Origin of the sequence: Actinospineispora acaciae DSM 45401 (assembly GCF_000620785.1) — a bacterium.
Taxonomy (GTDB): Bacteria; Actinomycetota; Actinomycetes; order Mycobacteriales; family Pseudonocardiaceae; genus Pseudonocardia; species Pseudonocardia acaciae.
In genome coordinates, this window is the sequence record NZ_JIAI01000001.1 from 263868 (window position 1) to 284966 (window position 21099).

A 21099-nucleotide genomic window follows, 5' to 3' on the forward strand; every position below is an offset into this window, starting at 1 on the left:
TCGTCGGCAGCGCAAGGAGGCGCCGTGTACGAGCCCGCCGAGCCAGTCACTGAGCCTGGGACGACAGCGAGGACCGAGACGAGCGGAGGCCGGTTGGCCGCCGGCAGCCTCAACGCGCGGCACGTCATCTTCATGGTGCTCGCCGCCGCCGCGCCGATGGCCGTCGTGGTGGCGATCATGCCGCTGGCGTTCGCGCTCGGCAACGGGCCGGGCACGCCGGGGACGTTCCTGCTCGCCGCGGTGGTGCTGCTGCTGTTCTCGGTCGGGTACGTGCGCGCGGTGCCGTACGTGCGCAACGCCGGCGCGTTCTACGCCTACATCGCGCGAGGCCTCGGCCGCCCGCTCGGCCTGGTCGCCGCCTACGTGGCGGCGCTGTGTACTCGCCTCACTCGCCGGCGGGGCTAGATTGGCGCTCTTCACGTGGTTGCTTCGGCGTCGGTGCGGGTCGCGCTGTGTTACAACGCGCTGTCCGCCGCCACCTGCGGCGCGCTCGCGTTCTTCGCGGCGGACACCGCGAAGCGGCTGCTCGGGGTCGACCTGCCCTGGCCGCTGTGGGCGGCGGCCGGGATCGCGGTGGTCGCCGTGCTGTCCTACCGCAGGGTCACGGTGTCCGCGCGGGTGCTGGGCGTCGCGCTGGTGCTCGAGGTCGCGGTGCTGCTGGTGCTGGTGGCCGCGATCCTGGTCCAGCGCGGCCCGTCGGCGTTCACGCCGCTGGCGTTCTCGCCGGCCGCCGTCGCGGGCGGCTCGCTGGGCGTGGCGGTCATTTATGCGCTGTCCTCGTTCCTGGGGTTCGAGGGCACCGCCATCTACGCTGAGGAGACCAGGGAGCCGTCCAGGGCGGTGCCCCGGGCTACCTACGGCGCGGTGGCGGTGGTGGGCGTGTTCTATGTGCTCTGCGCGTGGGGCCTGCTCGCCGGCGCGGGCGCGGACCGGGTGAGCGAGGTGGCGGGCCGCGACCCGGGCGGGTTCGTGTTCGGGCTGGCCGGCGAGTACCTCGGCCCGCTCACCGCCGAGGTGATCGGCGTCCTGGTCGTGACCAGCTCGTTCGCCGCAGTGCTCGCCTTCCACAACGCCGCCGCCCGTTACTTCTACGCGCTGGCCCGCGACGGCTTCCTGCCCGCCGCGCTGGCCCGCACCCACCCGAGGTTCGGATCGCCCTACGTTGCGGGGTTCACCCAGGTCGCGGTGCTCGCGGTGATGGTGTTCGGCTTCGCGGCGGCCGGCCTGGACCCGCTGCTCAACCTGTCCACCTCTCTGACCGGCCTGGGCGCGGTCGGCCTGGAGTCGCTGCTGACCCTGACCTCGGCGGCGGTGGCGGTGTTCTTCTACCGCCGGGGCGAGCGCGGGTTCGGCCACGTCGTCGCGCCGGCCGTCGCCGCCGTGGCGCTGGCCGTCGCCACCTCGCTGTCGTTGCTGAACTACTCCTCGCTCACCGGCAGCCCGTCCCCGGTGATCAACTCGCTGCCCTGGCTGCACCCGGTGGTGGTCGCGGTGGGCCTGGCGGTGGCGCTGCGGGTCCGGGCCAGGGACCGGGCCCGGTACGAACGGATGGGACGGACCAGCGTCGATCGGGAGCCGGCCTGAGCCGGGTGTCACCAGTCAGGAGAGGACATCGCATGCGGCACGATCTGTTCAACCCGCTGACCGAGGACGAGATCAGCACCGTGGCCCGGCTGGTGCGGGCCGGGGGCATCGCCGGCGACCGGATCGGGTTCGCCGCCGTGTTCACCGACGAGCCGGACAAGGAACTGGTGCGAGCGGGAGCCCCGGTCGCCCGCCGGGCCAGGGCGATGGTGGTGGACCGGTCCAACGGGCGGACCCACGACGTGCGCGTCGACCTCGACGAAGGGGTCGTGTCGTCCGCCGACGTGGTGTCGCAGGGCGCGGCGCCGATCCTGGTCGAGGAGTTCGAGCGGGTGGCCGAGCTGGTCAAGAAGGACCCGCGCTACCTCGACGCGCTGGCCAGGCGCGGCATCACCGACACCGCCGAGATCCAGGTCGACCCGTGGTGCGTCGGGAACCGCGCCGAAAATAACGGCCAGCGGCTGCTCGCCGCCGTGTCGTACCAGCGCCACTTCCGCGCGGACAACGGCTACGCGCATCCCATCGAGGGCATCGTGGCGATCGTGGACCTGGCCAGCGAGCAGGTGCTGGCGGTGCACGACCACGGGGTTCGCCCGCTGACCCCGGCGCCCGGGAACTACGACGTGGCGTCCGCCGCGCCGCTGCGCGAGGACGTCGCCCCGCTGGAGATCACCCAGCCGGACGGGGTCGGCTTCGAGCTGGACGGCAACGAGCTGACCTGGCAGAAGTGGCGGCTACGGGTCGGCCTGCACCCGCTGGAAGGGCTGGTCGTGTACGGGGTCGCCTACCGCGACGGGGACGAGTACCGCGACATCCTGCACCGGGGCTCGGTCGCCGAGATGGTGGTGCCCTACGGCGACGCCGCGCCGGAGCACAGCTTCCGCAGCGCCTTCGACGTGGGCGAGTTCGGGCTGGGCAAGCTCACGAACTCCCTCACGCTCGGCTGCGACTGCCTCGGCGAGATCCGCTACCTGGACGCCGTGCTGGCCGGCGAGAACGGCGAGCCGTACACGGTGAACAACGCGATCTGCATCCACGAGGAGGACGACGGCATCCTGTGGAAGCACGAGGACTGGATCTCCCAGACCACCGAGATCCGGCGGTCCCGGCGGCTGGTGGTCAGCTCGATCGCCACGGTGGGGAACTACGAGTACGGCTTCTACTGGTACTTCCACCAGGACGGGTCGATCCAGGTGGAGGTCAAGCTCACCGGCATCGTGCAGACCAGGGTGGTGCCGGACGGTGAGCCGACCCCGAGCGCCACCCGGATCGCGGAGAACCTGGCCGCCTCCTACCACCAGCACATGTTCTCGTTCCGGCTGGACCTGGAGGTGGACGGGCCCGAGAACAGCGTGTTCGAGAACGACACGGTGCCGCTGCCGGTGGGGCCGGAGAACCCGACGGGCAACGCGTTCACGCTGCGCGCCACCCTGCTGGAGAGCGAGTCGCGCGCCGGGGTGGGCCTGACCGACCCTCGGGCGGCCCGGAGCTGGACGGTGGTCAACCGGAACCGGACGAACGCGTGGGGCTACCCGGTGGGGTACAAGCTGCTGCCAGGCTGGGCGTCCTCGACACTGCTCGCCCAGGACCCGGCGCCGGTGGCCGCGCGGGCCGGCTTCACCAAGCGCAACGTGTGGGTCACCCGGTACTCGCCGGACGAGCTGCGCGCGGCCGGCGACTTCCCGAACCAGCACCCGGGCGGCGCCGGCCTGCCGGAGTTCGTGCGGGCCGACCGGCCGCTGGTGGACACCGACGTGGTCATGTGGTTCACCCTCGGCGTCACGCACATCCCGCGCGCGGAGGACTGGCCGGTGATGCCGGTGGAGAAGGTCGGCTTCCAGCTGATGCCGGTCAACTTCTTCGACCGCAACCCGGCGCTGGACGTGGTGCCGCCGAAGGCCTGCCACGGCTGAGGCGTGACGATCAGGCGAACGACGCCCGGTGGTCGCGGACGAACCGCTCGAAGGTGACCGGGTCACGGTCGGTCAGGGTGCGCACGGTGGTGGTGACAGTCTCCGCCCCGCCGTCCCGGTAGGCCCGGCTCACCTCGATCAGCGCGTCGGCGTAGAACTCCGGTAGGCCGCGCTGCAGCATGGCCGCGCGCGCTTGCTCGTCGGTCAGCTCGACGAACCGCACCGGCTCGGCGAGTACCTCGGTGAGCGTGGCCGCCGCCTCGTCGTAGGTGAGGGCCTGCGGGCCGGTGATGTCGTAGACCACGCCGTCGTGGCCCGCCGAGGTGAGCACGCGGGCGGCGACGCGGGCGATGTCGCGGACGTCGACGAAGCTGATCGGCGCCCGGCTGGCCGGCTGGGCGAACGCGCGGTTGCTCCTGATCGATGCGGCAAACTGGCGGGAGAAGTTCTGCATGTAGAAGTTGGGCCGCAGGAACGTCCACGCCAGGCCGGACGACTCCAGCGCGCGCTCGACCGGGCGGTGCAGCCGGGCGATCGGTGTCAGCTCCTCGTCGGCGCGCCAGACCGAGAGCTTCACCACCCGTTCCACGCCGTTCGCTTTCGCGGTCTCGACGACGTTCCGTTCGCGCGTGGTCTGGTCCGAGCCCATCGCGCCGAGCAGGAACACGGTGTCGACCCCGGCCAGCGCCGGTGCCAGCGTGGCCGGGTCGGACGCGTCCACGGTGACAGCGTCGATGCCGTTTGCGCTGGCCTCGGCCGTTTTGGCCGGCGAGTGGTAGGCGGCGCGGACCGGGTGGCCGCCCGCCCGCAGCTCGCCGAGCAGGGCCGTGCCCACCGCCCCGCCCGCACCCGTCACCAAGATCATTTGATGTGCCCCTTTCGTGCGTCGCGGCGATCGTGGCACGCCACCCCGACACAACCGGGGTCCGGTGAGTGGGATCGTGGCGTTGCGGCCGGCCGGGCGCACCGGGCAGAGTCCGGGCAGTTCGTCGGGAGGAGCGCGGCGCTGAGCGAGGTAGTCGCCCGGTGGACGGCACGGGGCACGGCGCGGACGCCGCTGGACCTGCTGGAGCGGCGGGCGGCCGCCGCGCCCGACGACGAGCTGGTCAGGTTCGCCGACGGGGTGCCGTGCGGCGTCGGCGCCGTCGACGAGGGTGCCCGCGCGGTGGCGCGCAGGCTCGCGCCGCTGGTGCGGCCGGGGGCGCGGGTGGCCACCTGCGTGCGGCCGGGGCGCGTCGCCGTCGAACTGATCTTCGGGCTGGCCAGGCTCGGCGCCGTGGAGGTGCCGCTCGCGCTCGACGTCGCCGCCGACTCGGCGCGGGCGCTGCTGGCCGCCACGTCGGCCGAGGTGTTCGTGGTCGGCTCCGACGTGCTGGCCGACAACCCCGGCCTGGCCGCGCTGCTCGCGGATCCGTCCACCGTGCCGAGGGTGGTGCTGGTCGGCGCCCCGGCGGCCGGGTTCCCGCTGCTGGACGAGCTGCCCGCCACCGCGCTCGGCTCGCGGCCCGAGCCCGCGCCCGAAGATCCGTTCGTGATCGTCTCCACTTCGGGGACGACCGGGCGGGCCAAGGCCGCCGTGCTGCCGGGGTTCGCCGCGGTCCGGCACGCCCGCCGGGTCTGCGCAACCATGGGCTACGGCCCGGGCGACGTGCTGCTCAACGTCTTCCCGTGGAACCACATCAACGTCCGGCACAGCGCGCTTTTGGCCGCGCTGCACAGCGGCGCCCGGCTGGTCGCGCTGCCCCGGTTCTCCGCCTCGGGGTTCTGGGCGGACTGCCGGCGAGGCGGAGTCACCGCGTTCAACTTCATGGGCGCGATGCTGGCGATCCTGGAGCGGCGGCCGCCGGAGCGCGGCGATCGCGAGCACGAGGTCCGGATGGCCTACGGGGCGCCGGCGCCGGTCGAGCTGGCCGCGCGGTTCCGGGAGCGGTTCGGGGTGCGCGCGCTGGAGGCGTACGCCTGCACCGAGCTCGGCGACGTCGCCGCGAACACCCCCACGGCGTGGCGACCCGGCTCGGCCGGCAGGGTGGTCCCCGAGTACGAGGTCGCGATCCTGGACGAGGCGGGCCGGCCGCTGCCGCCCGGCGAGGTCGGCCAGATCGCGGCGCGGCCCCGGCTGCCGAACATCACGTTCTCCGGCTACGCCGGCGACCCCGAGGCGACCGCCCGGGTGCTCCGGGACGGCTGGTTCCACACCGGCGACCACGGCTGCCTGGACGCCGACGGCTACCTGTACTTCCGGGGCCGGCGCGCCGACGTGGTGCGCCGCCGGGGCGAGAACGTGGCCACCTGGGACGTCGAGCGGGTGCTCGCCGAGATGCCCGGCGTGGTCGAGGTGGCCGCCGTGGGCGTGCCGTCCGAGCTGACCGAGGAGGAGCTGCTGGTCGTCCTCAGCGCGCCTCCCGGGGCTCGGGTGGACGGCCCCGCCGTGCGGGCCTGGTGCCGCGACCGGTTGCCGCGCCACGCCGTGCCACGGTTCGTCCGCCTGGTCCCCGAGCTGCCGCGCAACCCGAACGGCAAGCTGCTCAAGCGCGTGCTCGCCGAGCACGGCGTCGACGAGACCACCTGGGACGCCGAACGCACCCGCTAGGGTCCGGCGGCGCGCCGTCTATGTACGAGTGCATCGCGCGACCACCGCGTCGTTCGATCATTGTCGGGCGTCGATGGATCAACCGCTCGGTGTGGCGGGTCTCGATACTCGGACACATGACCTTCGAGACGGGGACAAAGCGACGATCGGTCGGCCACGCGATGCCGCACGGGCGGACGTGGGCGCCGGTGGTGGCACTGTCGGCCGCCGTTACCGTGCTTGTGGCCAGCGAGTTCCTGCCGGCGAGCGTTCTGCCCGCGATGGCTGCCGACCTCGGTGTCAGTGTCGGTGTCGCCGGGCTGGCCGTTGCGGCGACCGCGATCGCGGGCGCCGTGACCGCGCCCAGCATCGCTGTGCTGTTGCCACGCGCCGACCGGCGCTGGGTTCTTGTCGGACTCCTTGCGGCGGGCACGGTATCGAATCTCGCGGTCGCGGTCGCGCCGAGTTTCCCGATCCTGCTCGCTGGCCGGCTGGTGATCGGCGTTGCGATCGCCGGCTTCTGGTCGTTCGCGTTCGGTGCGGGCACCTACGCGGTCCCCGGCCGGGACGGTGTGGTGTCCGCCGGTCTCGCATTCGGGGTCAGTGTCGCGTCGGTTGCCGGAGTCCCGCTCGCGTCGTTGGTGGGTGACGAGATCGGGTGGCGCGCCGCATTCGCCGGAGCGGCCGCGATCACCGCGGTTGTCGCCGTCGGGGTAGCGGCGGCGGTTCCGCCGGTTCCCGCTCACCCAGCCGCCGGGTTCGCCATGCTGCGCAGGGTCCTGGCGCGTGGGCGGCTGCTGGCGGGCGTCGTGTGCGTCCTGCTCGCCGCGCTTGGCAACTTCTCTGCCTACCCCTACATTCGGCTGGCGATCGGGCGGGTGGACTCCGAGGGCACGACGTGGCTGCTACTCGCCTGGGGCGTCGGCGGCGTTGCGGGCAGCCTGGTGGCGGGCGCGCTCGCGAGGCGGCTTCGGTTCCTGGCCGCCGCGGCGCCGCTGCTGCTCGCGGCGGGGCTGCTGGTCACCGCGACGGCGGCGTCGCTGCCGCTGCTGGCCGTTGCGATCGTGGTGTGGGGCGTCGGGTTCAACATGGTTCCGGCCGCGACGCAGCTGTGGGTGACCCGCGTGGAACCCGAGCGCGCCGAGCCGGCGACGGCGTTGCAGGTGACGGCGTTCCAGCTGGCCATCACGCTCGGCGCCGTCGTGGGCGGGGCGCTTGTCGACAATCGCGGGGTCGCCGCCGCACTGTTGACCGGTTCCGCGCTTGCCCTGGCCGCGGGCTTAGGTTTTGCGTCGATCCGCATCGTGCGACGGTGAGGGTGAGGGCGACATCGCGCGCCAGGCCCTCGGCGCGAGGCCGTGGCGTGCGGCGAACGCCCTGCTGAACGCCGCCGCCGAACCGTAGCCGACGGCGAGCGCGACCTGGGTGACGGGTCGCGCGGGGTCGCGGAGTAGCTGCCGCGCCGCGTCCATCCGAATCTCCCGCAACACCCACATCGGGCTGGCGTCCACGGCCCGCCGGAACCGTTGCACCAGCGCCGACCGCGACAGGTGCACGATGCGGGCCATCGACTCCAGCGTCCAGGCCGCTCCGGGACGATTCATCAGCTCGGTCATGACGGACGCCACCGCGCCGTCAACGGTGTGGTTGCTGCTCTCGGTACCTCGCCACGACGTCACGGTCGCCGCACCGAGCAGGGCTGCGTAGCCGGCGAGGAACATCGGTTGAGCGCACTCGCCGCGCACCGGGCATGTGGTGATCAGGGCCGCCACCCCGGCGTGCCGGGCGCTGAACCCACGAATGAGCAGCGGACTCGACAGCCCGCCGGGCGGGACCGCCGGGCGGAGATCGGCGACGACGATGACGGAGTCGTCGATGGCGGTCAGCCGGCGCGCCGTGCCGCCGCCGATCAGGACCGCATCCCCTTCAACCAGTGGCTGGCTGCCGCCCGCGGTGTCCAACGTGACCGAGCCACACACCACCAGAGCCCACAGCGAGCCCGGCCCATCGCTCAGCTCCCCGCCCCTCACCAGCCGATCGTGCCGCAGCATGGTCATCTCCCATCGCGGCTCGGGCATCGGTCCTATGACGTCCTTCGGCGCTGCTAGCCCGGTCACGATGAGGCAGGACGCGGTCCACGCGATCACTATTCCCGAGCCAAGGCCGGCACCCGCATGCCGAGCGCCGCGCCGTCATCTCGGTGCGGTCAGGGTGCGGGCGACCTGGTGGCACTCCGCGGCGAAGGCGCGCATCCGCCGGTTCGGGCGCACGCCGGCCACCCGCAGCAGGCCCAGCGCGAGCGGCACCGCGTCGGTGATCTCCAGCGACAGCACCGGGCCCTGCTCGGCGGCGTCGGTGCGCGGCCGCTGGTTGAGGATGGTGAAGCCGTCGCCGGCGGCCACCAGCCCGCGCATCGTCTCGAAGCTGGTGGTGCGGATGAACTCCGGCGGGGTGGCGCCGGCGCGGCGCAGCATGCCGAGCATGAACCCGCGCGGCCCCGGGATGTCCAGCAGCACCATCGGGGCGCGGGCCAGCTCGCGCAGCGACGCGCTGGACCGCCCGGCGCACGGATGCCGCTGGGAGACCAGGGCGTACGGGGTCAGCCTGGTGACCTGCTCGAACGCCATGTCGTCCGCGATGTCGAGCCGGTAGGTCAGCGCGATCTCGCAGGCCCCCGAGCGCAGCGCGTCGTGCAGCCCGGCCCCGTCGGCCTCGGTGACCTCGACGGTCAGCTCGGGGTGCCGGGACCGCAGCCGGGTCAGGACCGGCGGCAGGTAGAACGGCGCGAGCGTGACGAAACAGCCCGCGTGCAGCTCGCCGCGCAGGCTCTGCTGCAGGCTCTCGCCGGCCCGTTCGAGCTCGGTGGCCTGGCTCAGCAGCGCGCGGGCCATGTCCACCAGCTGCCGCCCGCTGGCGGTCAGCGCCACGCCGCGCGCGTGATGCCGGATGAACAGGTCGCAGCCCAGCTCGCGCTCCAGCCGCTGGATGGCCGAGGACAGCGCGGACTGCGACGCGTGCACCCGCTCGGCGGCCACCGAGATGTTGCCGGCCTCGGCCGCCGCGATGAAGTACGACAGCTGGGCCAGGGTGAACCTCGGCCGCGCTGACAACGCTAGGACCTCCCTGGATCGAACTATGTGATGCAGCGTAGCGAGAACATCCGTTTGAGCGCGCGCCGCCGGCCCGCGAATACTCCGTCCAGATCTTCAGCGCGGAAGGAGCGGCCGGTGAGCACTGCCGAACGGCTGGATCTGCTCGGCCGCTGTGACGCCGAGCTGAGGTCGCGCTACCTGGCGGCGATGGCGCGCACGGCGGCCGCCGTCACGGTCGTGACCACCGACGGGCTCGCCGGCCGGTTCGGCCAGACGGTCAGCGCCGCGACCTCGGTCTGCGCGGACCCGCCGACACTGCTGGTCTGCCTCTACCGCGACACCGCCGCCGCGGCCGCCGTGGCGGCCAACGGGTGCTTCGCGGTCAACGTGCTCGGCCCGCCGCAGCGGGCGCTGGCCGACACGTTCGCCGGCCGGGGCGCGGTGGGCGAGCGGTACGTCTTCGGCGAGGGCTGGCGGACCCTGCGGACCGGCGCCCCGGTCCGTGCCGACGTTCCCGCCGCCTTCGACTGCACCCTGCTCCACGAGCTGGCCGTCGGCACCCACGCCGTGCTGGTCGGCGCCGTGCGGGCGGCCGAGGCGAACGACGTCGACGGCCTGACCTACCGGGACCGGGGCTACGGCCGTCACGTCCCAGAGCCCTGCGCCTGACCAAGAAAGGGAAGCCGATGAAGCAATGCCTCACCGACCGGCAGCGCGAGTTCGTCGAGCTCGCCGGCCGGCTGGCCGACACGTTCGCCGAACGCGCCGAGGCCCACGACCGCGACAACACGTTCCCGTTCGACAACTACAAGGACATGCGGGAGAGCGGGTTCCTGCGGCTCACCCTGCCCGAGGAGCTGGGCGGGCTGGGCGCCACCCAGGCCGAGGCGATCCCGGCGCTGGAGCGGCTGGCGATGGGTGACGGGGCGACGGCGCTGGCGGTGAACATGCACATCTCGCCGCTGGGCCAGTGGTCGGCGGTCTGGCGGCGCACCGGCGACCCCCGGCTGGAGACGTTCCTGCGCGACGCCGCCGAGGACAAGCTGATCTGGGCGGCGGTCACCAGCGAGATCGGCACCCCGAACCTGATGACCGACGCCAGGACCACCGCGACCAGGACCGACGGCGGGTTCGTGATCAACGGCAGGAAGAACTTCGGCACCAACACCTCGGTGGCCACGCACTGCTCCACCACCGCCCGCTACGGGGACCGGCTGCTGCTGTGCCGGGTGGCGCTGTCCGACCCGGCGGTGACGATCCACGAGAACTGGGACATGCTCGGCATGCGCGCCACCCAGAGCAACGACGTGGAGTTCGCCGACCTGTTCGTCCCGGACGAGGCGGTGGTGCACTCGCTGCCGGTGGGGCACCTCGACGCGCGCGTGCTGGAGACGGTGTTCTCCTGGGCGATGCCCGCGTTCGGTGCGGTCTACAACGGCGTCGCGGTGGGCGCGTTGGAGTGGGCCAAACGGCAGGTCGTGCGGCGCGGGATCGCCGCCCAGCCGCTGGTCATGGACAGCATCGCGGAGGTCGAGATCCTGCTCGAACAGTCCCGCGCGGTGCTCTACCGGCACGCCGACGAGGTCAGCTCCGGGCGGCTGCTCGCGCAGCTGAGCGTCCAGGAGGGGCTGGCCCGCTGCGGGCTGGTCAAGTACGTGTGCTGCAACAACGCGGTGGCCGCGATGACCAAGCTGGTCGAGGTGGTCGGCGGCGCGGCCTACGTCCGCAAGCTGCCCTTCCAGCGGATGTGGCGCGACGTGCAGGCCGGCCCGTTCATGCCGTTCGCCAACCACGCCGCCCGCGAGCTGGTCGGCGCCAGCGCGCTGGGCGTCGAGCTCGCCCCGACCTCGGAGGTGCACCCATGATGAGGACGCTGTTCTGCATCGGCGTGCGCGCGCCGTTCTTCTCGGCCGGCGCGGACGAGCGGCAGGCGGTGATCGCGGAGTCCCGGCGGGCGTTCGACGACCTGGCCGGGCGGTTCGGGGTGCGGGTGCTCGGGACGATGGACGACGACGAGCTGATGGTCGGCCCGTCGGACGTCTTCCCGTGGACCGCGTACATCCTGGCCGACGTGCCGGACCACGAGGCGGCCACCAAGGTGTGCAACATCATGCGCGAGCACCCCGTCGGCGAGGACGCGCGGCTGTGGAAGTACTTCACGATCCAGGCCCGGATCGGGCGGCCGCTGTTCTTCGGGAACGAGTGAGATGGCGCGCGTTGCGGTGGTGACCGGGGCGGGCCGGGGGCTGGGCGCGGCGGTCGCGGCCGAGCTGCACCGGCGCGGCCACCGGGTCGGGCTGCTGGACCTGGACGGGTCCTCGGCGGTGGCGCTGGCACGGCGGTTGGACGGGACGGGCGCGACGGCCGTCGGCGTGGGTGTGGACGTGCGGGACGCGGTGGCGGTGCGGACCGCGCTCGCGGAGCTGGACGGGCGGCTGGGTTCGCCCGACGTGCTGGTCAACAACGCCGCGCGCACGGTGTCCCGCTCGGTGTGGGACATCGAGCTGGACGAGTGGGACGACGTGCTGGCCACCAACCTGCGCAGCGTGCTGGTCACCACGCGCGCGCTGGCGCCCGCGATGCGCGAGCGGGGCTGGGGGCGCATCGTGAACATGGCCTCGCTGGCCGGCCAGCAGGGCGGGCTGGTCGCCGGCGCGCACTACGCGTCGTCCAAGGCCGGCATCCTGGTGCTGACCAAGATCTTCGCCCGGGATCTTGCCGCCGACGGGGTGACGGTGAACGCCGTGGCCCCGGCCGCCGTCCGTACGCCGGTGATGGACGGCATGGATCCCGAACGGCTGCGACAGGCGGAGGCGTCGATCCCGGTCGGGCGGTTCGGGCGGCCGGAGGAGGTGGCCGAGCTGGTGGCGTTCCTGTGTGGGGAACAGGCCGGCTACATCACCGGGGCCACGTTCGACATCAACGGCGGGGCGTTCATGAGGTGAGTCGGTTCGCTGGGCAGACCGGTTCGCTTCGGCGGCCGATGGCCGGACCCTACGGTCGGCATCGATGATCCGAGTGCTGGACCTGACCGACGAGCTGGCCTTTCAGGGCGCGCGGCTGCTGGTCGGCCTGGGCGCGGACGTCGTCAGGTGTGTCGACGACAGCGGTGGCGGTCGCGCCGAGGCGGTGCACTGGCACGCCGGCAAGCGCCGGGTGCGGCCGCCGGCGGGGGAGCGGGCGCTCGACGAGCTGGCGGCGCGCGCGGACGTAGTGCTGGAGAGCGGCCCGGTCGCGGCGCTGCGCGGGGTGCGGTTCGGGCCGGACGGTCCGGCGTCGCGCTGGCCGGACGCGGTGCACGTGGTGGTCACGCCGTTCGGCCTGACCGGGCCCCGGCGGGGCTGGCGGGCCGAGGACCTGGTGCTGGCCTCCGCCGGCGGGATGACCTGGCTGGGCGGGCGCGCGGACGGCCCGCCCAAGCCGCCACCGGGTGAGCAGGCCGTGCAGTTGGCCGGCGCGCACGCGGCGATCGCGGCGCTGCTCGGCACGCTGGCCCGCCCGCGCGTGGGCGGCCAGTTGGTCGACGTGTCCGGGCAGGAAGCGGCGGCGGCGACCCTGGAGACGGCGGCGATCAGCTGGATCCACGCCGGCCGCTTCCCGGTCCGCAACGGCGGCGTCTATGAGCATGTCGCGCACCGGATCTTCGCCGCGTCCGACGGCTACGTCGCCGGCGGGTACTCCGGCAGCAACCGGATGTGGACCGACCTGCTCGCCTGGATGGTCGAGGAAGGCGAGGCCGGCGACCTGGTCGACGAGCGGTGGGCCGACCCGGTGCTGCGCTGGAAGGGCCGCCCGCACGTGGACGAGGTGGTCGCCCGGTTCGTCGCGAAACGGACCGCGCGCGAGATCGCCGAACAGGGCAGGGCCCGCGCGCTGCCCTGGGCCGAGGTGGTGGCGCCCGCGCGGCTGTCGGAGAACCCGCAGCTGCGCGACAGGGGCTTCTTCGTCACCGTGACCGGCCCCGGGCTGCCGCTCACCGGCGTCCGCGACGTGGGTTTCCCCTGGCCGGCGCCGGGGTTGGAGCGGCCGGCCACGCTGGCCATGCCCGCCGAGACGTCCGACGACCCGTGGCCCGTCCCCACACCGCGCGCCGGCGACCGGCCGCGCGCGAGGACCGGAGCAAGGGCACTGGACGGGGTCCGGGTGCTGGACCTGACCTGGGTGCTGGCCGGCCCGTACGCGACCAAGCAGCTGGCCGAGCACGGCGCCGACGTCGTCAAGATCGAGTCCCGGCACCGGCAGGACCCGACGCGGTTCGCGCCGTCCATGCGGCTTCGCCCCGACGCCGGGCCGGACGACAGCGGCTACTTCCTCAACTTCAACCGGGGCAAGCGCAGCGTCGCGCTGAACCTGCGCACCGAGCAGGGCCAACAGGTGCTGCGCGAGCTGTCGGCGCACTGCGACGTGGTGGTGGAGAACTTCAGCCCGGGCGTGCTGGCCCGCTGGGGGATGGACTACGACTCGCTGCGCGCCCGCAACCCGAACGTCATCCTGCTGTCCATGGCCGGCGTGGGACAGACCGGCCCGTGGCGCGACGCCGTCACCTTCGCCGACACCCTCGCCGCGATGTCCGGGCTGTCCAGCGAGACCCGTGACCCCGGTGGCGCGCCGCAGGGGCTGACGTTCGGGCTGGGCGACATGGTGGCGGCCAACGCCGGGGTGCTCGGCGTGTTGGCACTGCTCGCCGAGGGCCGGGGCGGCCTGGTCGACCTGTCCCAGCTGGAGGCGATGGCCGCGACCATGGGCACCGCCGTGACCGAGGCCGCGCTGCCCTCCGGCGTCCGCGACAACCGCTCCGCGGCGTACCCGAACCGCTCCACCCGGATGGCGCCGCGCGGGGTCTACCCGACCGCCGGGGACGACAGCTGGGTCGCCATCGCCGTCCAGGACGACGCGCAGTGGCGCGCGCTCGTGCACCTCACCGCCCTCGACCTGCCCCGCGACGCCGACCTGGGCGTGCGACAACTGCACGAGGACAAGATCGACGCGGCGCTGGCCGGCTGGACCCGCGACCAGGACGCCGCCGCGCTGGCCGGCCGCCTGCAGTCCGCCGGGATCGCCGCCGCGCCCGTCGCCACCGGCCGCGACCTGGTGGAGAACGACGAGCAACTGGCCGCGCGCGGCTTCTACCCGGTGCTCGACCACCCGATCGCCGGCCCCGTCCGCCACGAGGGCATCGTGGCCCGCCTCGCCGCCACCCCCGGCGCCCTGACCGCGCCGGCCCCGCTGCTCGGCGAGCACACCGAGGCGGTGCTGCGCGAGCTGCTCGGCGCCGACGACGCGCGGCTGGCCGAGCTGACCGACGCGGGAGCATTGGAGTAAACGTGACAGACGGCGTGTTGCGGGTCGAGGTCGACTCGGCGGTGGCGACCATCCGGATCGACCGGCCACCGGCCAACGCCGTCGACCCCGCGATGATCCACGAGTTCCTGGCGGTGCTGCCGCCGCTCGCGGACGACCCCGCCGTGCGGTGCATCGTCATCACCGGCACCGGGCGGTTCTTCGTGGCCGGCGCGGACATCGCGGTGATGCGCGACCTGTCCGCCGCGAACCAGGCCCAGATGCGGCGCTGGATCGACGTGCAGCGCATCCTCGAACTGGCCGCCAAGCCGGTCCTCGCGGCCATGAACGGCCACGCCCTGGGCGGCGGCGCCGAACTGTCGCTGGCCTGTGACCTGCGATTGTTGTCCTCGACGGCCACCTTCGGCTTCCCCGAGATGGCGCTCGGGCTGTTCCCGGGCGCGGGCGGCAGCCAACGGTTGCCCCGCCTCGTCGGCCCGCACCTGGCGCGGCGGCTGATGATCGACGGCGAGCGGCTGCCGGCCGAGCGGGCGCTGGAGCTGGGCCTGGTCGACGAGGTCGTCAACGCCGCCGACTTCGACGCCGAGGTGACCGCCCGCGCCCGCGACCTCGCGACCCGCCCGACCGCCGCGATCGGCCTGCTCAAACGGGTCGTCGACGAGGGCTACGGGCTGCCGATCGAGCAGGCCCTGGACCGCGAGGCCGAGGCCGTCGCCGCGCTCACCGGCACCGAGGACGCCGCCGAGGGCTTGCAGGCCTTCCTGGACAAGCGCAAGCCCACCTTCCGTGGCCGGTGACGGCGTACAGTCCAGAACTGTGGACTCTGACCGACCGAGCGCATCTGTCCTTTGCCCTTGACCTGCATCGCGCGCTGGCACCCGACCCGGCGCGCACGGCCTGCTGGTCGCCGTTCTCCGTGGCCAGCGCGCTCGGCCTGGTCGCCGCGGGCGCGCGCGGCACGACCCGTGAAGAGCTGGCGACGCTGCTGCTCGGCGACCCGACCGCCGACCCGGAATGGCTGTTCGCGCAGCTCGCCGCCGCCGGGCGGCTGGACGCCGGCACCGAACGCGAGGACCGGCCGATACTCGCGGTCGCCGACACGCTGTGGGCCGACGAGTCGATCACCGTGCGGGACTCGTTCGCCGAACAGCTCGCCCGGATGCCCAGCGGCGCGGTCCGCAATGCCCCGTTCCGCAATGCCCCGGACAGCGCCCGGAAACTGATCAACTCCGATGTCGCGCGAACCACCCGCGACCTGATCCCCGAGCTGCTGCCGGCCGGCGTGATCGGTCCGGACACTGTCGCGGCGGTGGTGAACGCGCTGTACCTCAAGGTCGCGTGGAGGCACCGGTTCGAGTCGAAGGGCACCCGCCCGGAGCCGTTCCACGCGCCCGGGCACACCCTGAGCGTGCCGACCATGCGGCTGGCCGAGCGGATCGGGTACGCGGCGGTGTCCGGGTGGGAAGTGGTGCGCCTGCCCGCGGTGGGCGGGGTGGAGGCGACGGTGCTGCTGCCGGACGGCGAGCTGGCCGAGCGGGAGCGCTCGCTGGACGCCGACACGCTCGCCGAGCTGGTGGCCGCCCCCGAGCCGCGCCCGGTCCGCTTGTCGCTGCCGAGGCTGAAGCTGACCCTGCGCGCCGAGCTGACCCCGGTACTGGGCGCGTTGGGCGTGCGCACCGTGTTCAGCCGCGACGCCGACCTGTCCGGGATCAGCCCGGACCCGCTCGCCGTGCAGGCCGTCCTGCACGAGACTGTGCTGAAGGTGGACGAGCAGGGGCTGGAGGGCGCGGCCGCGACGGCGGTGATGATCCGGCTGATGTCCGCGTCCCCGGGCCGGCCCGTGACGGTACGAGTGGACCGCCCGTTCCTGCTGCTGGTGCGCCACGTCGAGACCGGCGTCGTCTACTTCCTCGCGCGCGTCACCGACCCCGGGACGCGCCGATGAGCCATCCGGGACTCGAAGGCCGGCCGATCTACCTCGACCACAACGCCACCACGCCGGTGGACCCGCGGGTGGTCGAGGCGGCGCTGCCGTACCTGAGCGAGCACTTCGGCAACCCGTCCAGCGCGCACGCCTACGCCCGCGCGCCACGCCATGCACTCCACAGCGCCCGGGAGCGGGTCGGCGCGCTGATCGGGGCGCGTCCGGAGGAGGTCGTGTTCACCGGCGGCGGCTCGGAGGCCGACGCCATGGCGATCCGGGGCGCCGCCCGCGCCCACCGCGACCGGGGCAGCCACGTCGTCACCCAGGTCACCGAGCACCCGGCGGTGCTGGAGACCTGCGCCGGGCTGGAGGTCGAGGGGTTCCGGGTGACGTACCTGCCGGTCGACCGGTACGGGTGGGTCGACCCTGCCGACCTGCGCCGCGCGCTGGCCGGCCACGACACCGCGCTGGTGTCGATCATGGCCGCGAACGCCGAGACCGGCACCCTGCAGCCCGTGGCCGAGCTGGCCGCGCTGGCCCGCGAGCACGGCGCGCTGTTCCACACCGACGCCGCCCAGGCCGTCGGCAAGATCGCCGTGGACGTCGAGGAGCTGGGCGTCGACCTGCTCACGGTGGTCGGCCACAAGATGTACGCGCCCAAGGGCGTCGGCGCGCTGTACCTGCGCGCGGGCACCCGGCTCGAACCGCTGGTCCGGGGCGGAGGCCAGGAGGGCGGGCTGCGCGCGGGCACCGAGAACGTCGCGCTCATCGTCGCCCTCGGCGCCGCCGCCGAGATCGCCCGGCACGAGCTTCCCGACGAGGCCGAGCGCCTGGCCGAGCTGCGGGACCGCCTGCACCGGCGGCTGGTCGAGCTGCTCCCCGGACGGGTCCGGCTCAACGGCGACCCCGGCGCGCGGCTGCCCGGCACCCTGAACGTCTCGATCACCCGGGTGCGGGGCGCCGAGCTGCTGGCCGCCACGCCCGGGATCGCCGCGTCGACCGGCTCCGCCTGCCACGAGGGGGAGGACCGGCCCTCGCCGGTGCTCACCGCGATGGGGCTGAGCGCGGAGCACGCCATGGGCGCGCTGCGGCTCTCGCTCGGCCGCTGGACCACGGACGCCGACGTGGACCGCGCGGCTGACCTGGTAGCGGCGTCGGTCCGATCGGCGGACCACGGTTCGGCCAGCGGACCATCGATCTTGGGTCCGGCCGCCGCGCGGTGATGAACTCGGGTTCGTCAGCGGCGATCGGAATGGGAGCGGTCATGAGCGTATCGAGCGGGGAACGCACCACCCCGCGTCGTCGCCCGTCCCGGCTCGGGAAACTGCCCGGCCGGCAGGATTGGTCGACGTGGCCGAACTACCAGGCGGCCGCCACCGGATTTCGCGGTTACTGGTATCCGGTCTGCTATTCCTCACAGCTCACCGGAAAGCCGAAGGCCATCACGCTGGTCGGTGAGCGAATCGTCCTGATCAGGGACCGGGGCACCGCGTACGCGCTGAAGGACAGGTGCCCGCACCGGGGTGTGCCGCTCAGCGAGGGCAACCAGCAGTTCCCCGGCACGATCTCCTGCCCGTACCACGGCTGGACGTTCGATCTGGAGTCCGGCGAGCTGCGCGCGGCGATCACCGACGGGCCTGAGTCGCCGATCTGCGGCAAGGTCGTGCAGCCGACCTACGAGGTGGCCGAGCGGCTGGGCATGGTCTGGGTGTTCGTCGGCGACGGCGAGGACGCCCCGCCCATCGACGAGCAGCTTCCCGAGGAGCTGGTGGGCAACCCGGCGGTGGTCGGGTCCCGCATCCAGCCGCGCGAGGGCAACTGGCGCTTCGCCTGCGAGAACGGCTACGACGAGGGCCACGCGAAGTACCTGCACCGCACCTCGCTGTGGCGGATGTTCAAGGCCATGCCGGTGTGGAACGAGACCCGGATCGTGCGCCGCGGCCGGTGGATCTACCGGGTGCAGGACGCCCAGCACTGGGACGCCGACTTCCCCGGCCTCGGCAGGTGGAGCAACCAGGCCTGGTACAAGCTCAAGCCGCCGAAGAAGGTCGCCAACATCGGCAACGTGGGCAGCCACCGCGAGGTGAACCCGGTGATCGCCGCGCAGGAGTTTCCCGGGTTCGCCTCGGTGACCATGCCCGGCGTGCTGCGGATCGTCTATCCGACGTTCATCCATTACGAGTTCTACGTGCCCATCGATTCGGACAATCACCTGTATGTCGGGGTGATGGCGAACTTCGAGGAAGGGCTCAACACCGTGCCGTTCTACTTCAAATACCTCGGGTTCGTCCGGTGGTTGTTCCACGGCCAGTTCTCCGCGCAGGACAAATGGATGGTGGAGCTGACCGACGCGCCGCCGGAGCGGCTGTACCGGCCGGACGACTCGCTGCTGCGGTGGCGCAAGCTCGTCGAGGAGCTGACCGAGGAGCGCGCGGCCAGGCTGCGCGAGCAGGGCATCGAGCCGACCCCGGCGCTGACCAAGAACGGGGCGCGCTCATGAGCCGGATCGTGCTCGGCGTCGGGGCGTCGCACTCCACGCTGATGAACACCCACTGGGACAAGGTGGTGCACACCGAGCGGGCCGAGCGGTTCCGGGCCGGTCTGGACGCCGCGCGGGACGCGGTCGCGGCGGCCGAGCCGGACGTGGCCGTGATCATCGGGTCGAACCACTTCCGGGGCTTCTACCTGGACCTGATCCCGGCGTTCACGCTCGGCGTGGGCGAGGTGATCGGCGCGGGGGAGGCCGGCACCCCGGAGGGGCCGCAGAAGGCCGACCCGGCGTTCGCGCAGGCGTTGGCGTCGGAGCTGACGGACCGGGGCACCGAGGTGGCCATCTCCGCCCGGCTGCAGATCGACCACGGCCAGACCCACGCCATCCAGTACGTGCTGCGTGACGTGAATGTTGCTGTCGTGCCGGTCGTGATTAACGTGTTCGCCGCGCCGCTGCCCCGGCTGGACAGGTGCGCCGAGCTGGGCCGCAATCTGGCCGCCGCCATCGCCGAGATGCCCGGCGACCGGCGGGTCGCGGTGATCGCCTCGGGCGGGATGTCCCACCAGCTGCCCTGGCCGTCGGACTGGCGCGACCCGCACGGCGACGACGAGGAGTTCCTGGTCGAGGCGTGGCTCAACGGCCGGGGCGACTGGCAGCGCTACAACGACCGCCGCCGCGAGATCATCACCGCCGCCCGGCCGTTGATCTTCCCGGAGTTCGACGAGAGGTTCCTGTCCGCGCTCGAGGCCGGCGAGCTGGCGGGCTACCTGGACCTGGACACCGCCGAGCTGGAGCGGCTGGCCGGCAACGGCGGCCAGGAGATGCGCACCTGGCTGACCATGGCGTCCGCGCTCGGGTTCGCCCCCGGCCGGAAGCTGGCCTACGCGGAGATGCCGGAGTGGCTCACCGGGATGGGGGTCGCGCTGATCGAACCGGCTCTGTCCTCATGACCGCCGTAGACAAGCTGATGGGGCAGGTCACCGAGGCGCGGCTGCGGGCGGCGGCCAGGGAAGTGGCGTCGATCCCCAGCCCGACCGGGCGGGAGGCGCCGCTCGCGCACTGGCTGGCCGACCGGCTCACCGCCGCCGGCTTCGACGCGCAGGCCCAGCACCTCGACGAGCACCAGGCGAACGCGGTGGGCCGGCTGCGCGGCACCGGCCGGGGTCCCGACCTGATGCTCTACGCCCCGATCGACACCCTCACCACCGGCCAGCCCGAGCTGGACGTGCCGTGGATCGGCGACCACCTGCGCCCGGACATGCTCCCCGAGGCCCGTGACGAGGGGCCGTTCGTGTCCGGCCTTGGCGCGAGCAACCCGAAGGGCCACGCCGCCTGCATCCTGGTGCTCGCCGAGGCGCTCGGCGCGGTCCGCCCGGAGCTGGCCGGCGACGTGGTCGTCGCGTTCGGCGCCGGCGGCATGCCCACCAACGCCGTCGAGGCGGACGGCTACCCGGCCCGCGCGAACACCGGCCAGGGCGTGGGCTGCTCGTTCCTGCTGGAACGCGGCTGGCACACCGACCACGCCGTGATCGCCAAGCCCGGCGACTTCGTCGCGCACGAGGAGGTCGGGCTGTGCTGGTTCGAGATCACCGTGCCCGGCATCCACACCTACGTCGGCAGCCGCCACCGGCTGCCGTACCGCAACCCGATCGTCACCGCCGCCGAGGTGGTCACCCGGCTGGAACGCTGGCTGGCCGACTACCCCGACCGGCACCGCACCGACACCGCCGCGCCACAGGGCGTGATCGGCTCGATCGCCGGCGGCTGGGAGCGGATGCTCGCGGTGACCCCGGCGGCCTGTCGGCTCCGGCTGGACATGCGGATCGCTCCGGGCGTCACCCCGATCGAGACCAAGCGCGAGCTGGCGTCCTACGTGGCCGAACTGGGCGCGGACCTGGGCGTCGATCTCGGCTGCGAGATGGTGCTTGCCATCCCCGGCACGCACACCCCGCCGGACGCCCCGATCGTGCGCGCCGCCATCGACGCCTGGGAGCGGGCGAACGGCGCGCCACACCGCCCCGTCCCGGACAACAGCGGCGCCACCGACGCCAACATCCTGCGCGCGCGGGGCATCCCGACCGCCCGCGTAGGCATGCCCAAGGTGAGCTCCGACGAGTTCGACGTCGACTTCTCCCGGGGCATGAACACCGTCGACGTGCGCGACATGCGCCGGCTCTGCGAGGTGCTGGCCCGGACCACCCTCGCCATCACCGAATGACCAGAAA

The 21099-nt window shown here is 73.3% G+C and carries 19 protein-coding genes; 16 read left to right on the top strand and 3 right to left on the bottom strand.

Annotated elements, in window-relative coordinates; translation table 11 throughout:
• Positions 1 to 93: 93 nt before the first annotated feature.
• Genes N912_RS61730 through N912_RS0101335 form a run of 3 tightly spaced genes read left to right on the top strand, consistent with a single transcriptional unit; the run spans position 94 to position 3497 of the window.
• Positions 94 to 405, top strand: coding sequence for a hypothetical protein (locus N912_RS61730; protein ID WP_051579431.1), 312 nt, complete (start codon positions 94 to 96; stop codon positions 403 to 405).
• Between the two features lie 15 nt (positions 406 to 420).
• Positions 421 to 1584: an APC family permease gene (locus N912_RS48765; RefSeq protein WP_169747793.1), complete on the top strand. Its 1164-nt coding sequence runs from the start codon at positions 421 to 423 to the stop codon at positions 1582 to 1584.
• Positions 1585 to 1616: 32 nt separating this feature from the next.
• The gene (locus N912_RS0101335) at positions 1617 to 3497 is read left to right on the top strand and encodes a primary-amine oxidase (RefSeq protein ID WP_051579433.1); all 1881 of its coding nucleotides are present in this window, start codon (positions 1617 to 1619) and stop codon (positions 3495 to 3497) included.
• 10 nt (positions 3498 to 3507) lie between these two features.
• On the opposite strand, the gene N912_RS0101340 is transcribed toward N912_RS0101335, so the two are convergent.
• On the bottom strand, positions 3508 to 4362 hold the full coding sequence (locus N912_RS0101340; RefSeq protein ID WP_028921007.1) for an SDR family oxidoreductase: 855 nt from the start codon (positions 4360 to 4362) through the stop codon (positions 3508 to 3510).
• Between the two features lie 3 nt (positions 4363 to 4365).
• On the opposite strand from N912_RS0101340, the gene N912_RS59865 reads away from it, so the two are divergent.
• Together N912_RS59865 and N912_RS48775 are read left to right on the top strand one after the other, a co-directional pair.
• Positions 4366 to 6087 carry an AMP-binding protein gene (locus N912_RS59865; protein WP_051579434.1) on the top strand — a complete coding sequence of 574 codons (1722 nt, stop codon included), beginning with the start codon at positions 4366 to 4368 and terminating at the stop codon, positions 6085 to 6087.
• A gap of 116 nt (positions 6088 to 6203) precedes the next feature.
• A complete protein-coding gene (locus N912_RS48775) occupies positions 6204 to 7382 on the top strand; it encodes an MFS transporter (protein WP_211261105.1) in 1179 nt (392 codons plus the stop codon).
• Here N912_RS48775 and N912_RS59870 read toward each other — a convergent pair.
• Both N912_RS59870 and N912_RS0101360 read right to left on the bottom strand, forming a co-directional pair.
• Positions 7347 to 8144, bottom strand: coding sequence for a helix-turn-helix transcriptional regulator (locus N912_RS59870; RefSeq protein ID WP_028921008.1), 798 nt, complete (start codon positions 8142 to 8144; stop codon positions 7347 to 7349). The two genes, N912_RS48775 and N912_RS59870, sit on opposite strands and share 36 nt — an antisense overlap.
• Positions 8145 to 8258: 114 nt before the next feature.
• Positions 8259 to 9176, bottom strand: a complete 918-nt coding sequence (locus N912_RS0101360; RefSeq protein ID WP_028921009.1) for a LysR substrate-binding domain-containing protein — start codon at positions 9174 to 9176, stop codon at positions 8259 to 8261.
• Between the two features lie 117 nt (positions 9177 to 9293).
• On the opposite strand from N912_RS0101360, the gene N912_RS48785 reads away from it, so the two are divergent.
• From N912_RS48785 to N912_RS48795, 11 genes are all read left to right on the top strand, one after another.
• Positions 9294 to 9827 carry a flavin reductase family protein gene (locus N912_RS48785; protein ID WP_051579436.1) on the top strand — a complete coding sequence of 178 codons (534 nt, stop codon included), beginning with the start codon at positions 9294 to 9296 and terminating at the stop codon, positions 9825 to 9827.
• 17 nt (positions 9828 to 9844) lie between these two features.
• Entirely contained in the window at positions 9845 to 11023 is a 1179-nt protein-coding gene (locus N912_RS0101370) for an acyl-CoA dehydrogenase family protein (RefSeq protein ID WP_028921010.1), read from the top strand.
• The gene (locus N912_RS0101375; protein ID WP_028921011.1) at positions 11020 to 11364 is read left to right on the top strand and encodes a hypothetical protein; all 345 of its coding nucleotides are present in this window, start codon (positions 11020 to 11022) and stop codon (positions 11362 to 11364) included. Before N912_RS0101370 ends, N912_RS0101375 begins: the two co-directional genes overlap by 4 nt.
• A gap of 1 nt (position 11365) precedes the next feature.
• Positions 11366 to 12103: an SDR family NAD(P)-dependent oxidoreductase gene (locus tag N912_RS0101380; protein ID WP_028921012.1), complete on the top strand. Its 738-nt coding sequence runs from the start codon at positions 11366 to 11368 to the stop codon at positions 12101 to 12103.
• A gap of 64 nt (positions 12104 to 12167) precedes the next feature.
• On the top strand, positions 12168 to 14480 hold the full coding sequence (locus N912_RS0101385) for a CaiB/BaiF CoA-transferase family protein (RefSeq protein ID WP_037062623.1): 2313 nt from the start codon (positions 12168 to 12170) through the stop codon (positions 14478 to 14480).
• Positions 14481 to 14482: 2 nt separating this feature from the next.
• Positions 14483 to 15256, top strand: a complete 774-nt coding sequence (locus N912_RS0101390; RefSeq protein WP_064745128.1) for an enoyl-CoA hydratase/isomerase family protein — start codon at positions 14483 to 14485, stop codon at positions 15254 to 15256.
• Positions 15253 to 16404 carry a serpin family protein gene (locus N912_RS0101395; RefSeq protein WP_245645150.1) on the top strand — a complete coding sequence of 384 codons (1152 nt, stop codon included), beginning with the start codon at positions 15253 to 15255 and terminating at the stop codon, positions 16402 to 16404. The genes N912_RS0101390 and N912_RS0101395 overlap by 4 nt, the downstream gene beginning before the upstream one ends.
• Positions 16401 to 17606, top strand: a complete 1206-nt coding sequence (locus tag N912_RS0101400) for a cysteine desulfurase family protein (RefSeq protein WP_028921016.1) — start codon at positions 16401 to 16403, stop codon at positions 17604 to 17606. The genes N912_RS0101395 and N912_RS0101400 overlap by 4 nt, the downstream gene beginning before the upstream one ends.
• A gap of 41 nt (positions 17607 to 17647) precedes the next feature.
• Complete coding sequence (locus N912_RS48790; RefSeq protein WP_051579437.1) at positions 17648 to 18883, top strand: aromatic ring-hydroxylating dioxygenase subunit alpha; 1236 nt, start codon at positions 17648 to 17650, stop codon at positions 18881 to 18883.
• On the top strand, positions 18880 to 19824 hold the full coding sequence (locus N912_RS0101410; RefSeq protein ID WP_028921017.1) for a DODA-type extradiol aromatic ring-opening family dioxygenase: 945 nt from the start codon (positions 18880 to 18882) through the stop codon (positions 19822 to 19824). Before N912_RS48790 ends, N912_RS0101410 begins: the two co-directional genes overlap by 4 nt.
• Positions 19821 to 21092 carry a M20 family metallopeptidase gene (locus N912_RS48795; RefSeq protein WP_037062625.1) on the top strand — a complete coding sequence of 424 codons (1272 nt, stop codon included), beginning with the start codon at positions 19821 to 19823 and terminating at the stop codon, positions 21090 to 21092. Before N912_RS0101410 ends, N912_RS48795 begins: the two co-directional genes overlap by 4 nt.
• Positions 21093 to 21099 lie beyond the last annotated feature (7 nt).

Coding starts and splice junctions, on each gene's coding strand:
- N912_RS48775 (WP_211261105.1), top strand. CDS start 6,204: ATGACCTTCGAGACGGGGACAAAGCGACGATCGGTCGGCCACGCGATG.
- N912_RS0101370 (WP_028921010.1), top strand. CDS start 9,845: ATGAAGCAATGCCTCACCGACCGGCAGCGCGAGTTCGTCGAGCTCGCC.
- N912_RS0101380 (WP_028921012.1), top strand. CDS start 11,366: ATGGCGCGCGTTGCGGTGGTGACCGGGGCGGGCCGGGGGCTGGGCGCG.
- N912_RS0101375 (WP_028921011.1), top strand. CDS start 11,020: ATGATGAGGACGCTGTTCTGCATCGGCGTGCGCGCGCCGTTCTTCTCG.
- N912_RS0101385 (WP_037062623.1), top strand. CDS start 12,168: ATGATCCGAGTGCTGGACCTGACCGACGAGCTGGCCTTTCAGGGCGCG.
- N912_RS48790 (WP_051579437.1), top strand. CDS start 17,648: ATGAGCGTATCGAGCGGGGAACGCACCACCCCGCGTCGTCGCCCGTCC.
- N912_RS0101335 (WP_051579433.1), top strand. CDS start 1,617: ATGCGGCACGATCTGTTCAACCCGCTGACCGAGGACGAGATCAGCACC.
- N912_RS0101340 (WP_028921007.1), bottom strand. CDS start 4,362: ATGATCTTGGTGACGGGTGCGGGCGGGGCGGTGGGCACGGCCCTGCTC.
- N912_RS59870 (WP_028921008.1), bottom strand. CDS start 8,144: ATGCCCGAGCCGCGATGGGAGATGACCATGCTGCGGCACGATCGGCTG.
- N912_RS0101410 (WP_028921017.1), top strand. CDS start 18,880: ATGAGCCGGATCGTGCTCGGCGTCGGGGCGTCGCACTCCACGCTGATG.
- N912_RS0101400 (WP_028921016.1), top strand. CDS start 16,401: ATGAGCCATCCGGGACTCGAAGGCCGGCCGATCTACCTCGACCACAAC.
- N912_RS48795 (WP_037062625.1), top strand. CDS start 19,821: ATGACCGCCGTAGACAAGCTGATGGGGCAGGTCACCGAGGCGCGGCTG.
- N912_RS59865 (WP_051579434.1), top strand. CDS start 4,366: ATGTGCCCCTTTCGTGCGTCGCGGCGATCGTGGCACGCCACCCCGACA.